General features: G+C 43.0%; 6 protein-coding genes and 1 pseudogene. All 7 read right to left on the reverse strand.

Features of this window, described 5'->3' with window-relative positions:
• Positions 1–213 precede the first annotated feature (213 nt).
• Positions 214–3,330: a glycosyl hydrolase gene (locus tag DXA15_RS11125; protein ID WP_128134057.1), complete on the reverse strand. Its 3,117-nt coding sequence runs from the start codon at positions 3,328–3,330 to the stop codon at positions 214–216.
• A gap of 57 nt (positions 3,331–3,387) precedes the next feature.
• Complete coding sequence (locus DXA15_RS11130; RefSeq protein WP_128134058.1) at positions 3,388–6,045, reverse strand: alpha-L-rhamnosidase; 2,658 nt, start codon at positions 6,043–6,045, stop codon at positions 3,388–3,390.
• A gap of 8 nt (positions 6,046–6,053) precedes the next feature.
• Positions 6,054–6,353 (reverse strand): alpha-L-rhamnosidase C-terminal domain-containing protein, encoded by a 300-nt coding sequence (locus DXA15_RS26355; protein ID WP_233567181.1) that lies wholly within the window; start codon positions 6,351–6,353, stop codon positions 6,054–6,056.
• Positions 6,354–6,377: 24 nt separating this feature from the next.
• Positions 6,378–8,773 (reverse strand): annotated as a pseudogene (locus DXA15_RS11135) (family 78 glycoside hydrolase catalytic domain); the annotation flags it as partial.
• 23 nt (positions 8,774–8,796) lie between these two features.
• The gene (locus DXA15_RS11140; RefSeq protein ID WP_128134059.1) at positions 8,797–11,697 is read right to left on the reverse strand and encodes a glycosyl hydrolase; all 2,901 of its coding nucleotides are present in this window, start codon (positions 11,695–11,697) and stop codon (positions 8,797–8,799) included.
• Between the two features lie 76 nt (positions 11,698–11,773).
• A complete protein-coding gene (locus DXA15_RS11145) occupies positions 11,774–13,318 on the reverse strand; it encodes a RagB/SusD family nutrient uptake outer membrane protein (RefSeq protein WP_128134060.1) in 1,545 nt (514 codons plus the stop codon).
• A gap of 13 nt (positions 13,319–13,331) precedes the next feature.
• A complete protein-coding gene (locus tag DXA15_RS11150; RefSeq protein WP_233567179.1) occupies positions 13,332–16,385 on the reverse strand; it encodes a TonB-dependent receptor in 3,054 nt (1,017 codons plus the stop codon).
• Positions 16,386–16,549: the final 164 nt, after the last annotated feature.

Consider the following 16,549-nt stretch of genomic DNA (forward strand, 5'->3'; position numbering starts at 1 on the left):
ACTCTTCCCCGCATTCTTTTTTACTCCTTATTTGTTCCAACAGCGACCTTTACGATAATGCACTTAGACCGTATTACCAGATACAGGATGTCCGCTTTTATCTCGGCAGCGATACGAGGTCGTCATTAGCATCACATGAGAAGAGTAAGCCTCCTCAAAAGGCCTCACAATTAATGACTTTCTGAAAGGTCTCCGCAAATTAAGAAAAGCCCATTAATATACCAAATCAAAATCCGTCATCAAACCATAATCCAACATCTGATACTCATCACCTGGAATAGGTTTTTCTATACCTTTCCAATGCCACGGAGAAGCCAGGCCCGGAGCCGGATCGCGATAGTGCGGGCCTAACAGGTTCTTATGGCTACCGATCACCCGGACATCTACTTTATTCTTACCCTCCTTCAGATAAGGTGTTATATCCAGACGATACGGATCATAAGCGATTATTCCGGCTTTCTGATCATTTACATACACTTCAGCCAAAGTACCTTTCCAGTCATTCAACTGAACGGCATACGGGGTTGAAAGAGACTTCACCTCATATTCTTTGGAATAGCTTACTCCCCAGGAATAGAATGGTTGTTTCTGTGCCTTCCAGCTACCTAACGTAAGATTCTCAACCGGAGCACTGATGCTCCATCCTGTTTGTTCAGGAACAACAGCAAAATCACCCACTATATAAACCGGCTCTATCTCTGCAAAAATACTCATCGGACTCACACTCAGTTCTACGGTATTTATACCTGTTTTCACCTGACTGCCTATCGAATAGACACCAAAGGAGCGGTCCAGCCACCATTCTCCCGGTATCGGTTTCACCTGTTCGCCGTTGATCTTAACAGTAAACAATTCGGGACGTTCCGATACCAGTTTCATGTTTGAATAATCGAACTTGTCATTTACTTTAAAACGGTAAGTTGTTGTGAAACCTCCGGTTTTAAACGTATCCCGGTCTAAAATATTCCGTTTATACTGTACCGAAGTATTCCAGGGATTACCATTCGCAAAACCATATTCGCGGAAAGCGATATCGGCAGCCTGTGCAAAATAGACATTCTTTGTAGTTTTCCCGTTTACACTCACATCACAGAAATCGACATTCAGCGCATTGTCCTTCAAGCGGGTAACCTGAACCGGACTAACAGCCTGAACCGGAGTAGAGCCGGCAACAGCCGGTGTTTCCGGATAAGATTTCAATGAACCTTTCGAACTATATAACAATAAACTTCCGGCCGGTTCCAGATGGAACTTCATGGTCAGTTTGCCATCCGCCTTTGTCGATGGGTACGTATAAATATTCCCACTCATGGCATCCATTTGCACAGCCGATTTTCCGTTAACGGTAACCGTACCGTCCACTGCCTCATCCATGGAAGAATTAACCAGGAACAATAATTCCCCGTCGGTAAACTGACGACGCTGGTGGAATAAATTACCACCACTAAATGAGAACTTGCAATCTGCATCAGTAAATGTGTTTTGGATAACCTCGTTCGTCAACCGGGGAACAGACGTTACAGACTGACCGCCAAGCAAAGTCTTCCAGGCAGCATTCTCTGCTCCGTCAACCAACGTCGGAGAAGAAAAAGTTATCACACGGCCACCTTGTTGCACAAAATTCTGTAATAAATCAAATGTCGGCTTATTCAATGTCTCCATCATCGGAGGCAATACAACGGTCGTATAAGCGACCTTACCTACAACGAACTTGCCATCGGTAACAGCCCCATGGTCTTTTATGATATTCTCAGAACCAAGGTCATATTCTACCTGGCCTTTTTCCAGAGTCGTGATAAAATCCTGGAAAGCCTGGCCTACTTCCATCAGTTTCGGACTGCTCTTCGTATGTGAATAATAACTCCACAAAGTGGCATTCGGCTCTATAATCAATATATCATTTTGCTGGGCCCCTTTACTCATCAACAGTGACAGGCGCGCAAAATAATCATTCTGCGACTTATAATCGGCCCACCAGGGTGAATGATAAGTAAATACCGGCGGATAGTCGTATTTACGGGCACCGGTCAGTGTCATATGTGCCAGATGCTGGTTCATAAAGTTCACACCCAGGACATATTCCCAATCGCCAAGCCGTTTGAAATCCTTGAAGGTTTCATCCCAGCCTCCGCCACCATATGTTTCACTCAATGTACGGGAATATCCCATCTGGTTAGCCACACTACGCAACTCTTTTACCGAACGGACATTACCAAACTGCGCTACAGGACTTTTCTCATCAAACTGGTTGAACAGCATATCGATCGCAGGCATCTGATGCCAGGCATACATGGCCATATTATCCGGTCCGTCATTCATATAAGGCCATCCGTGTTCCCAATAGTGACCGGTCCATTCCAGGTTGTTTTCTTCACAATACTGGTGGAAAGGTTTTGACCAACGGTCGATAAACAACTGCAACAAAGTCTCCATATAATTATGGCGCACCTTCTTCCAATCACCTGTTTCTTCCTCCAGCAACGGCAATAACGGTTTCAGGTCATATCCCCACTTCTGCTGAAAGACTTCAAATAAATCGGGCGTCCAACGTAATCCGCCCGGACTGCTGATGTTCGGTTCATCAGAAAAGATACCTTTGATGGATGAGCCGAAATCTTCTTTGAACTTTTTCTCATATCCGTTCTTCATCGTTACTTCCAGGAACTTTTCCGTCACTCCCGGAACCAACAGGTCCACATATGAATAACCTCCGTACCAGTCAGACTTACCCATATAAGTTTTCTTATACAGATAATATTCGCCTTTAGTTCCTTTATATTTAGCTATTTCCGTCGTAATATCCTTCCAGGTATCACCTTCCTTTCTCAAACACATATAATAAGGCTTCGTATCTTCCGGAAGCAAGTCGACCTTCGTCAATGCCAACCCTTGTCCTTGATTACAGGACTCGGGCATTTCAGCCGGGACGTGACCACCTGCAAATCCGCTCGGATACGAATTTTCATCATATATCCAGACATTTATACCCAGTTCTTTTCCGAATTCGACAGCATGCTTATACAAAGAGAACCATTCATCTCCCAGATATTCTGTAATCATACCCGGACGGGGATGTATAAAAAGTCCTCCGAAGCCAGCATCTTTCAATTCACGCATCGTACGTTCTACCTCCGCTTCGGTAACTTTACTATTCCACACAGCAAGCGGGGCACTTCTGAAATCCGCAGACGGGTCTTTAAATTCCTTTTCTATAGTTGCAAAAGAATCCTTAGTCTGCACATTGTTTCTCTGACAACCGGTCAGACCGAATGACAAGGCACTTCCCGCAATCGCACAGGACAAGTATTTAATTACATTTCGTGTTTTCATATATTAATTGACAATTTAGTTTATAAAAATGATATTTATCGATTCCTTCGTTATCATTTACAAAGTACAAGTAATCCGATAGCGACCGGACGGTATTTCCAAAGCATCCGATTTACCGGAGATTTCATTGTTAACCAAAACTGTTTTTGCCCGAACCGGTAACATAACAGTTGCTTCACATCCGACAGGAATATTCAGTTCCAGGACAAAAGAAGCATCGGTTTTCTCCCATTTCACCTCCAGCAAGCCTAAAGGCGTTTCTTTTGCCGCTTTTACCCATGAAAGTCCTTTAACCAATTGAGGCTGAATAATAACATGTTTATAACCCGGATTCTCTTCATCCGTATTAATTCCTGCCAAAGCCTGATAGAACCAGGAGCCGATGCCATTGTAGCAATTATGAATGTGGCTACGTTCTCCGTTCCAATGCTCCCAGGTGGTAGTCGCACCGTTGTCCAGCATATACAGATAACCCGGATAATCTCTTTTTTTCAACATCCCATAGATAAAGTCAGATTGTTTATTCCTGACAGCCCATTCTGTTATCACAGGAACTCCGACCAAACCAGTTGCCAGATGTCCTTTAAAACGTTCTTCCGTTACGCGATACAAAGTATTCCGCACATCAGGCTGTTTATCGTCCGGCGTCACCCCGACCAACATCGGATATATCAGATCGATCTGGGTACCTGTGGCATAACTTTTCTGCTGAGGATCATAAAAGGTCTTATGGATAAGAGGGTTCAGTTCTTTGTACTTTGTTGCATACACCTGTTTATCCTGTTCCTTACCCAATATGCCGGCAATTTTGCTCATTGTCTGATAGCAAACGGATATAAAACAGTTATTAACCGCATCTACCGACAAAATATTAGTTTGGTCTACCCCGACAGGAGTGGCCCAATCACCCAGATACCAGTTTCTGTATTCCGTATTCGGCCATGTTTTAAGTAAACCGTCCACCGTATATTTATCCACATACTCCAGCCACTTTTTCATATACGGATAATAACGCTCCAACAAACGGGAATCACCATAATTCACATACGTTTGCCAAGATGCCGTGATTATAAACCCACACCAATACGGTCCGCCTCCCGCATTATAGGGATTGGGGGCCGTATGGGGCATACTACCATATTCCCGCATGCAATCGGCCCATGCCTGCATCCAGTTCATATAGAGAGGGGACAGATTATACATTGTCTGGACAGTCTGTGTCGAGGCATTTCCATCTCCACCATAACCCAAGCGTTCAATCTGCGGGCAATCCACCATATAGCCACCCAATGTCAAACAACGGAGCGTATATTGAACCATGTCATGAATCGCATTCAGATCTTCATCCGAACAGCTGAAGGAAGAACTTCCGCTATAATCCGTATGAACCAGGCAGGCTGTTATATCAGACAAAGCCGGAGCTTGGGCGAGATTCGTCAACTTCAAATATCTGTAAGCATGATAATTGAACTTATTAACAAAACGTTCCCCTGCCTCACCGGAGGCTATGTAATAATCTTCATAAAGTCCATCCCTGAACTGTCCATCCCCATCCAGAAAATCACAATAGCTGATCCTTACCTTCTGACCGGAAGACAACATCGGGAATTTAATTTTCGTCCATCCCGTAAAGTTCTTTCCCATGTCGAAAATCCAGGCGGTGTCTCCGGCAGCCTGGCATAAGACCGGATGAAATTCCTGTTGAATCCGATTCAACTCGGCCATCTGGGGTGTCACTTTGTGAGCCGGTATTTCTGCAACTTTCGCTTTCGCCCATTCCAGACGATCCAAAGAAGAAGAGGTTAAGTCAGGAAGCAATCCGGCGGCATTCACGACCTCTCCGCCAAACTGATGCGGCCTCCAGTTTCCCGTCGACACATAACCGCTTTCAGAAGCCATCCAGGAATCATCCGTAACCAAAACCGTGGTCCAACTGCCATTTTCCCGGCATTCCAATTGGGCACGTACAAACGGACCGCCTTCCACCACGCCCGGCAATCCGTCCCGATACCAGCCCTTGCCCAGCCAGATGACGATCTCATTACTGCCCTTCTGCAAAAATGGTGTAATATCATAAGTCACAATCAGGGAACGTTTATCAAACTGGGAAACGGCCGGTGTCAATACCGCATCACTTACCGGTTTCCCATTCACATAAACTTCGTGATACCCCAGTGAATTGACATGAAACAACATCTTTTCTCCAATAACATTGCTTTGGAACGTTTTCCGCAATAAGGGAGACTCCATCTTATCCCCATCCTGGTCCATACCGATATACCGGGCGCTCCAATCTTCCGGATTCAGCAATCCTATTCCAAAACAGGCCGGTTCACTCCATGCCGTAACATTTCCTTCTCCATCCCAAACACGAACTTTCCAATAAGAAAACGATTTGGATTTCAATGCATTCCCCTGATACAAAATCCAATTGGAGGCCTCCGAATCTATCTTCCCCGAATCCCACAGGTCTGCTTTATCTTCCAATAAATACTTTTTATCGGAAGCAACCAATATCTGATAAGCAGTTTGCCGGGCTCCCTGATCTTTCGAACTTAAAACCCAACTGAAATGAGGAGAAACATTATCGATCCCTAACGGGTCATTTAGCTTCTCACACTGCAAGCAGGTAATCTCCAACGATGAGCGGGAGCCACAGGATACGGCCATCAGAGAAAAACACACAAACAACAGTCGTAAATAAATACCTTTCATATCCATAATTATTTATTTATTTCAAACCTATAAGAACCTGACACCAACTCTTTGGGCGTATCCGTTCCTTCTAGATACAATGTAGCGGTTGAACCGGGAGGAACCGTCACTTTATAAATTACGTTGTTGCCAACTCTCTCCCATGCAGACTTTATCAATCCGTAAGGAGAATTATAAGAGGCTTTTACATAGGTCAGTTCTTTCACGAAACGGGGTTTCAGTATCACATTCTTGAATCCAGGGTTCTGCGGATCGACATTAATTCCACCTAAGGCTTTATAAAACCATGCACCGATCTCACCATACATTATGTGATTCTGGGAATATCCCCAAGCAAGTCCGTTGTAATCCCAGTTTTCGTAAAGAGTCGTTGCTCCCTGGCGCAACCAGTTTCCCCATGAAGGATAATCCTGTTGGGTTACCATACGGAATGCCTGCTCTACATTTCCCGTTTCCGTCAATGCGTTGAGGATCGTTTTACATCCCATAATGCCGACATCCAGATGATCCTTGTCGGCACTTACACGTTTAGCTAATTGTTCTGCCACTTTCTGCGTGCATTCTTCCGGCACTATTCCCCAATACAAAGGCATACTCAACTCTGTCTGATAACCATTTGCATACATACCGGTTTCCCTGTTCAGGAACTTTTCATTAATCGCATTCTTTATTTTTTCGGCCGCCGCTTTATAATGTTCATAATCCTTTTCGAAACCAAACAATTTGGCCGTACGGGAAACGATGTCTGCATTTTTGTAATGATAAATAGAAGCTGTCAGTTCCTTATCTGCAACCGACTTATGAGGAACCCAGTCACCCAGACAGTAATCTCCGATCAACCCTTCCGGATACTTATTCAGCCAATAATCCGTATGCATCTTCATTGCTTCATAATTATCTTTCAGGCAAGTCGGATCACCGTAAAATTCATACAGGGTCCAGGGAATAAGGGTCATCGAGCAAGTCCAGTCAGCGATATCGCCTCCCCACCTCCGGAAGGAATGATACAACGCAGCCTACCTCCATCATACATATTATCCCGATGGTCTGCCATCCATTTTTCATACAGGGTAATTGCATCAAAACTATACAAGCCCGTTTCAATAGCCAGATGGGCATCACCTGTCCAGCCATTTTTCTCACGATGAGGACAATCGGTCGGATATCCGACCAGATTCGATAAATAAGAATAATTCGTAGCCCTCAATAATCTGTTGATCAACGTATCCGAACATTCAAAAGATCCGTTTGCCGGTGAATCCGTATGGATAAAATGAGATGTTATATTTTCTGTCGTCAGATGCAGAGGCTTATCCGAGGAGACTTCCACATATTGGAATCCTTTATAGTTAAAACGGGGTGTAAATTCGTTTTCCTTGCCGTCCAATATCAATACATCCGTCTGAAACAATTCATCTTCAGGATGAACACCATATTTCAAAGGCTCGTTTACATTTTGATAAAACTGGGTATTATTATCATCAAACAATCGTTTCCTGCGGGAATCCAGTTGTTCGCCATGACGTATTTTCACTTTTGTTCCAGGCGCACCCTTCGCCTTAAACGTCGTCACACCTGACCAGTTTTGCCCAAAGTCGTACAAGTAAAGCGTATCATTCAACTTTTTCAGATCGACAGGCTTACAATATTCCGTAGCACGAATCGGATGCATGGTCTGCGATGTTATATTTGCACTCGGCCAAACAACTTCCGTTGCGTTTTTCCAGGAAGAATCATCATAAGAGACCGTATTCCAACCTGACAGTTCTTTCCTGAAATCATAATTCTCCGCCAGATAAATTGCATTGAATGTAATCGGCCCGGCTTTAACTTTAAAATCCTTATCAGAAACCAGCACCTCTTTTGTCCCATCGGCATACGTTATATGTAGGTTCAGGCAAAAAGAAGGTCTGCTACGCCACGGAGCTTTATGGAACGACCATTCAGCTACCGGCTGATGGTTGTACCATCCATTCCCGAGAATTATCCCCACTGCATTATCTCCTTTACTTAAAAGATCGGTGACATCATATGTAACATACAATAACCGTTTGTCATAATCGGTAAAAGCCGGGTCTAAGAAATGGTCACCGACCTTACTTCCGTTGACAGACAATTCATATAATCCGGCAGCAACAATATAAGCCTTTGCAGATTCAATATCCTTATCCAACCTTATTATTTTACGAAAATAAGGGGTCTCACGGGATTCCATATCCTGCCCGTCTGAAATAAATGAACCTTTCCAGTTAGAAGGCTCCAGCATTCCGGTCTCAAAAGAAGATATTACTTTCCGGGATTTCTGCTTGTTTTTGTCCCAGACAGTAATACCCCAATAATATTTAGTAAAAGGTTCCAGGGCTTTTCCCTTATAGCAAGTCATTGTCTCTCCGTTCTTTTTTTCCTCCTGCCATACTATCTTCCGCCCTTTAGCCAGTGCGACAGAATCCTTTCCTACAGTAATCTTATAAGCCGTCTGCTTCGCTCCTTCCCTATCATCGTTCAAAAACCATGAAAAACGAGGGAGCTGACGATCAATACCCAATGGAGCTATCAGATGCTCACACTTTAAATTTACAGGCATACAACCAGAGGTTCCTTCCTGAGACCTTAACACCCGGATGTTTACGAAACATAAGAGAGCCATAATCATCATCCAATAAACATTATCTTTTCTCATCTTTAAAATGAATTTAGTTAACAAAGAATACAGATACACACCAAGCATACCTAATCCAAAAGTTATCCATATCAAAATCCCTTCAATAGACTAACCGGTCCTAATAACCCGGCATCGGTCAATGGAGTACTTTCCCTAAGCATATCAAAACGGAAAACATCATGTGTTTTCGTAAAACGCTTCTCTACCGGTAGTTTCCAGTCTCCGATCACCCGGTTTGCCCATAAATTGACTATATCTATCTCAAGTATATTTCCTGTTTCCTGTACCCAGTCAGTAATATCAATCCGCCAGGGGGAACACCACAAGGTACCCAATTCCTCCCCATTCAGACGAACGACTGCAACATGTTTAACATCCCCCAAATCAAGAATAAGTCTTTCACCCGCATGAGTCAATCCAGCTTTCTTCTTATCAAGATCAAATACTTTCCGATAAGTTGCTTTACCCGAATAATACTTAATTCCTTCCTCCTGTCTGTTTATCCAGTTGGAAAGTTTGTCAAAATGAATTTTACCCGGTCCGCCCCAAGCCTGATCAAATATAACCTGCCACGACTCACTTAAATCTCCGATCTTTTGATATTTTAAGAAGTTAAATCCATCTTTACCTGAACAGGTCACAGATATCGATTTGCGGAATACAATGAAATATGATCCATATGGAGCCAGTTCCAATGATAAACTGGTAACTCCATCCTTTTGCATGAAAGAACCGGCCTCTTTCATTTCTCCTGTAACCGGATCCCATATCTCAGGCTGTTTTCCGGTAACCCTGAAAGAAAAGTCCCCGATCTCCGTACGCCCCGTACGATTAATCACAAAATAAATTTCCGATTCCTTATCTGTGCGGTGAATATAATCAAATTTTTCCGGTTCATTATCCTGTCCCACATAAGAAAAATCAGGTAAAATGCCGTCTTCAAGTAAGACTTCCCGAGCTGTTTTCCCCCAAATGATACGTCCTTTTCCAAATTTTCGCTCCGTACGGTTTTTCCCATCCAAGTCACCCCAAATTTCTGCAGCAATCGTCTGTACTTCCCCGTCACAATCCGGATATCCTTTAAGTTCCGCCGACCTTTTAGGAGGTGCTCCGATTACCGTTGCTCCGTCCTTTATCAGTTGTCGAAGTTTTTTGATTACCTCCGGAGACATTGCATCCGATGGATCCGACGAAACTTCCAGTTGCTGGTAATGCCCTACAGCCTTGCATATATCCTCCAGAGGTGATACGCAATTCTGAAGATATAAAAGATGATAACTCATACCATCAGGCAAAACGATCCTTCCATCTTTGACAGACATCCGCGTAAGTAAAACTTCTGCATTCGCATAATCACAATCATATCCCGGACCAAGAGTCGGTACAACATATTTAGGCGGGACCAATAGCGGCGGCCGCTCTCCCAGAAAGAAACAGACATCGCCAACAAACTTACCCTCCTGTAATAAATACTGGCAACGAGATAAATAAGAGAAAAAGGAAGAAGACTGTTCCCACCAGGTTAGATTAGGTGTAAAATGCTGCCCGGCACAAAATTCAAATCCCGGTTTTCCATCTTCCGGCGGCTGGCTCGTAGCCTGATGTAACATAAACCGGTTAATTCCTTCGCAGAAGGCATCATTTGCATAAGGCTTCAAGTCATATGGTCCCAGCGACCAGTGCGTACGGTCCTGTTCCATTTGTGTAAATGCTTCTGCCTGGGCTTCCCCCCGGCCATATATATGTGCAGCCGAAGCTGTTTGTTTCAAATTAAGTCTTGCACTTTTACGGGAATTCATTCCATCTTCCGGCAATTTATAATGTACCCAGAACTCCCCTGCCGGAATATCACAACGTCCCAGGTTTTTCAGTGCATCCTGGGGAGGTGTATCATTAGGACCTCCGGCTTCATTTCCTACATCCATTCCATTCTTATGACACAGATCATAAAAATGCCCATAAAAATTCTCTGCCACACAATCCTGTATTGTCCTGTCAAAATCTTCCCGGAAACGAGCTGAAAAGATAGAATCATGAATTGTATATCCGGCTAATACAGCCATATACGGCTTTAAGTCATATCCACGGAAACGTTTAAACTGACCCGGAAAATCCTGCGTCCATGTTAGTTTTCCACATTCCCAGCTATCCGACCACAGGTAAGCCAACTTACCGCCAGCCTGCCGGGTTTCTTCGATAATTAATTCCCCTAAATGGTCAAAATGTTCATCTAAGGCCTCCGTACTCAGATAATCTATTTCATATCCGTCTCCTCCTTCAAATGTATCCCCTTTAGGATACGCATACCATCTGCTCCAAGGATGTCCCGTCAATGTATATCTGGTCCGGAGAACCAGCCAGTCACCTTCCGGTACCTCCCAACTCAATTCACCACCAGACTTCATACGATCTGTAAGATCTATTGCAGTCCTGATATCTACCACCTTTGTTGCACGATCTACTTTAAATGCCTGAACCCATACATCATGATAATAATCGTCAACAGTTTCAGGCTGAACCAATTTCCCGGTAAAGGTCGAAGAACCAATAACAATCAGCTCACTTTGAACTACTTTTTTCATAGCCTTGTCGGGAGTAACCCAAGGTCCCATCATGGTCCAGCCTCCCGCCAGGTTAAATCCTATTTCAATATTCAAACGTTTAGCTTCCCGGACAGCATGCCGGTAAAGAGCACGCCACTCAGGACTCAGCCATTCAACACCTAATAAAGCCCCTTCCCCAGCATATCCACCCGTACATATCAGATTGACACCACTGATTCCTTTTGCCTTAAACTCTTCCAGGTCACGAGTAATAGAGCCTTCATTTACACGATTATAGAGCCACCACCAATAGACCCTTGGCTTTGCATGATCCGGTGGTGAGACAAACAGGTCACTAAGGTCACCTACTCTTTGACCTGCAACCGAATTGCAGCAAAGAAATATGACCAGTAAAAAGAAGATAAACCTTAATCCAGTATGTTTCATGGTATTTTTCTAATAAAAATATTAACAAAACAAGGAGATTGTTACAAAGAACAATCTCCTCACTACTACCTATTTATCAATATCCCGGATTCTGTTCCAGCAAATAATTGATCTGTCTTTCTCTTAACGGGAAAGCGAATACCAAACGGTTTCCCGTTACCTCAAATGCGGAAGGAAGAATCCACTGATACTTCGCCTTCATCGTCTTTCCAAATTCAGTCATTGTTTCTATAGCTTTACCCGTACGAATCAAATCTGTCCAACGATGGTTTTCAAAGGCCAGTTCATGACGCATTTCATCAGCCACATCCTCTGCTGTAACACTGGTCAGCGATTCCAATCCGGCACGGGTTCTTACCTCGTTAATATAAGGCAAAGCCTCTACATTCCGATTTTGTGCTACCAAGTTCTCTGCCAGCAACAACAATGCCCCCGCATAACGGTAAACCGGGAAGTTATCTCCAGCACGTCCAGCATACTGATAAGGAGGATGATAATACTTCCGGATGAAATAGTAGAAATTTTTTCCAGTTGTCGGAGTAAAATCCGATACCGTCTTGACTTCTTCGCAAGTAAACTGTTCAGCGTCATCTGTCTTACCTTCTGCTACAGCAATGGAAGCATCCAAACGCTTATCACCCGGTTCGTAAGACTGGATCATCTCTTCCGTAGGAACGCACCAGCCACCGCTTGTACCTGCATAGTTCGAAAAAGTGATACCCATCAGGAAGTCATTATTACTACATTTCGGAATCAAACGCCAAGGAATATCATTATGTACGCCTGCATTAGAGCCATCTTCGATGTACTGTATTTCAAAAATAGATTCTTTCGAGTTTTTATTGGCAGGATTAAATACAGCTTCATAACTGTCCAAAAGACCGTAATTCATCTGTGTGATATCTTTCAAATCCTGTTCAGCAGCTTTGTAATCACGAGTAGGCTGTGACATATAACAATAAGCACGCAGCATTTTAGCAGCTCCCATCGTTGCCCGGCCACTCTGCGGGAAAGTGCTTGCTACCGGCAATCCCAAAGAAATCGCTTCCGAGACATCGGTAAGTACTTGTTTATAAACATCTTCTGCCGGAGATTTAGCAGCAAAAGCTTCTGCTTCGGTAGTAACCTCTTGCAACATAAGAGGAACACCGCCCCAATGCTGTACCAAATCGAAATAATAGAAGGCTCTCAGGAACAAAGCTTCTGCTTTTACCGTTTTCTTTTCTTCTTCCGTCAATTCGGAAGCATCCAGTCTACCCAAAATCGTATTTACCTTGGCAATACTAGAATAAACGCCTTTATAACGGTCCGGACTCCAACCGACAGTTTCGTCATCTAAAAACAAAGCTAGTTTTTCAGTCGAGTTATAAGGACCTCTATCACCGCTATAGTAGGTATAGAATGTATTATCTGAACGCATCTCATCCATAAATATACCACTCAAGGCGATATTTCTCAAACCTGTATACGAAGCAACCGTAGCTTGCTCGAAATGATCTGCAGTCTTATAGAACGTTTCCGTCGTAATAGTTGTCTCAGGAGTCAGATTCAGGAAAGAGTCACTGCAAGAAGAAAGAGACAACACACTTGCCGCAAAAATATATATATTTAACTTTTTCATATTCTAATGCTCTTTAAAATTTAACATTCAAGCCAATTGTATAAATTCTGGCAACAGGATATGTTGTATGATCCACTCCCTGATATAATCCGCTTGTATTCTTATTTACTTCCGGATTCATTCCCGGATAAGAACCTACAGTAAACAGGTTTTGAGCACTTCCATAAACACGTATTCCCTTGATATAAGGATTTGATTTCATCGGAATCGTATATCCTAACGTGATATTCTTCAATGTTATGTAATTATTCTTGAATACCCAACGAGAATTGGTATATCGGAATAATTCCGTCGTACCTGTTCTTGTTCTCGGAATATTACCGTTACCTGGATTATCTTCTGAGCGCCAACGTTCTGCAACTTCCTTACGAACATTGAATACACCGTCTATATTTTCCGTCCATTCATAAGTTCCGTCTATAATGTCTCCACCTAATGAACCGGTAAATACAACACTTGCATCAAAATCTTTCCATGAGAAAGTATTAGTCATACCAAAAATACAATCCGGATTCGGGTCGCCGATAAAAGTACGGTCATTATTATCAATAACATTATCGCCATTCAAGTCCTTCATACGAACAGTACCGACCATAGAAGAGGCATGTTTAGGTCCGGCTTCATATTCTTCCTGAGTCATGAAAACGCCATCATAGACGTAGCCGTAGAACAGACCTAATGGTTTACCGACTTCCGTACGGTTGTAATCTTCCTGATTGTTATTACCGCCAATCGGCGTATTGTTCGTACCCAGCTTCATTGCTTTATTACGGTTAAATGTCAAATTCAAGCTGGTATTCCATTTAAACTTGCCTGTCATATTCTTCGTTTCCAAGCCAACTTCATGTCCCCAGAATCTGAATTCACCAATATTGGATTGGATGTTTTCGAATCCGGAAGAATAAGGAATATCAATCTGATACAACAAACCATCCGTTTTCTTCCAATAGTAGTCATAAACCAAGAATACACGGTCATTGAATAATCCTAAATCCACACCGAAGTCGAGCTGTTTGGTTGTTTCCCAGGTAAGGTCCGCATTACCGATACCACTTGTTCCACGTCCGGCAGAAATTCCGTTATTGAAGACATAGTTGTAAGTTCCGATTGTAGCCAAATGATTATAGTTACCGATATTATAGTTACCTACGATACCATAACTTCCACGTAATTTTAAATAGCTCAACCTATCGAATCTCTCCATGAAGCTTTCATCCGAAGCAATCCAACCGGCAGAAACAGAGGGGAAATTAGCCCACTTCGCATTCATACCAAAACGAGAACAACCATCCCGACGGAAAGATACAGACAGTAAGTATTTACCCATATAATCATAATTGGCACGTGCCAGATAAGAGATCATTGCCCATGAACTTCTATCACCTTCACCGACCTTTGTTGTGGCGGCATTGAACCAACCCACTTCATCATCAGGATAATCTGATGCATTGATTTTTGCATTTTCAGAGGTCGTCTTCTGAGTTGAATATCCGAGCAAAAGATCAACATTATGCTTATCCGCAAATGTCTTATTGTAGGTCAACATATTCTCGATCAACCAATTCACATATTTACTGGTACCATAAGAACCGACAGCCGGTTGAGGAGGAGCAGTGAACATGGCACCATTTGCAATAGAAGGAACCCATGATTCGGTTTGATCCGATCCCAAATCAGCATTTGCGCTGATACGATATTTCAATCCGTCTATAATTTTGACATCTGCATAGGTATTGAGAGTACCTCTCATTCTCTTTTTCGGATCGTCGCGTTCATTCAGCACGAGATAGAAGTTCGGATTGGCAAACATACCCGGTTGTGAATAAGATATCGGATATGTCCCGTCATCATTCTTGTATTTCAACTGTGGATCCATCAAGAAGGCAGAACCAATTATATTACGTCCGCCGCCCAATCCGGGAATAATCTGCCCGCTCATATAAGAACCTGATAAATTCAAGCCAAACGTTACACGGTCCGAAGCTTCATAGACATTATTGGCACGTGCCGAGAAGCGTTCCGAATAGGTATTGATAATAACACCATCCTGCTTATTGTAGTTCAGGTTCACAGCCGATTTCACTTTTGTAGTTCCTGACTGCAAACTCAGGTTATAATTCTGCGTCAATGCAGTCTGCAAAAGTACATCGTACCAGTCCGTACCATTCTGCAATGAAGAAGGATTCTGATAACATTCGGGAACTCCTCCGGTATAGCCTTCATACTTAGCCTGGTCTTCATAATACTCTTTTTTGAACTGGGCAAATTCCTGTGCATTCATTACATCGGGACGTCCTCTTTTTGATACTTGTGTTGCACCGAAATAAGCACTGAACTCTACATCAGTTTTTCCTTCTTTTGCTCTTTTAGTCGTTACCAGGATAACACCGTTGGCAGCCCTGGAACCGTACAAAGAGGTAGAAGCAGCATCTTTAAGGATTGTAATATTTTCGATTTCTTCAGGACTTATCGACTCCAGTCCTGTACCTTCATTCGGAGTGATCGGGAATCCATCTATTACTACAAGAGGGCTATTACCGCCATTCACTGAAGCAGCGCCACGGATACGGATAGCCATACCACCACCGGGTTCACCGTTTGCCTGTGTAATCTGTACTCCAGAGAATTTCCCCTGCATTTTCTGACTGATATTCGGAACTGGGATATCTTCCAGCTCCTCATTATTCAATTTGCTCATGGAACCAGTTACCGCACGGGCTTTCTGAGTACCATAGGCCACAACAACAACCTCATCCAGAGCTTCTGAATCTTCCGAGAGCTTTACTGCAAAAGTAGTTTGATTACCAACCACGATGTTTTGTGTATTATAACCAAGATAAGAAATTTGTAGTGTTGCATTACGAGAAATATCCAAAGAAAATCGTCCGTCTGCATCTGTAACAGTTCCGTTTGTTGTCCCCTTCTCCAAGACATTGGCACCGATAACCGGTACTCCCTCTTTGTCTGTTACAACACCCGTAATTTTCTTTTGTTGCTGACTAATTGTTATTGACACATCCTTCAAATTGGAGTCATTAGCCGCATATACATTTGCTCCTGAGAGCATGCTTAAAAGTAATAATGGAAGTGTGGACTTTAATATAGGAGTATATTTACCCCCCCCCCCCGTTAAACATTTTTTCATACTTATTTCACATTTGTTATGTTATTAAGAATAGAGTATTTTATCAGTCTTACCTGATATGTTTAAGATTATCAAAATTGTACTTT

Source organism: Parabacteroides sp. AM58-2XD, from assembly GCF_003463685.1.
In the GTDB taxonomy this organism is placed as follows: domain Bacteria; phylum Bacteroidota; class Bacteroidia; order Bacteroidales; family Tannerellaceae; genus Parabacteroides; species Parabacteroides segnis.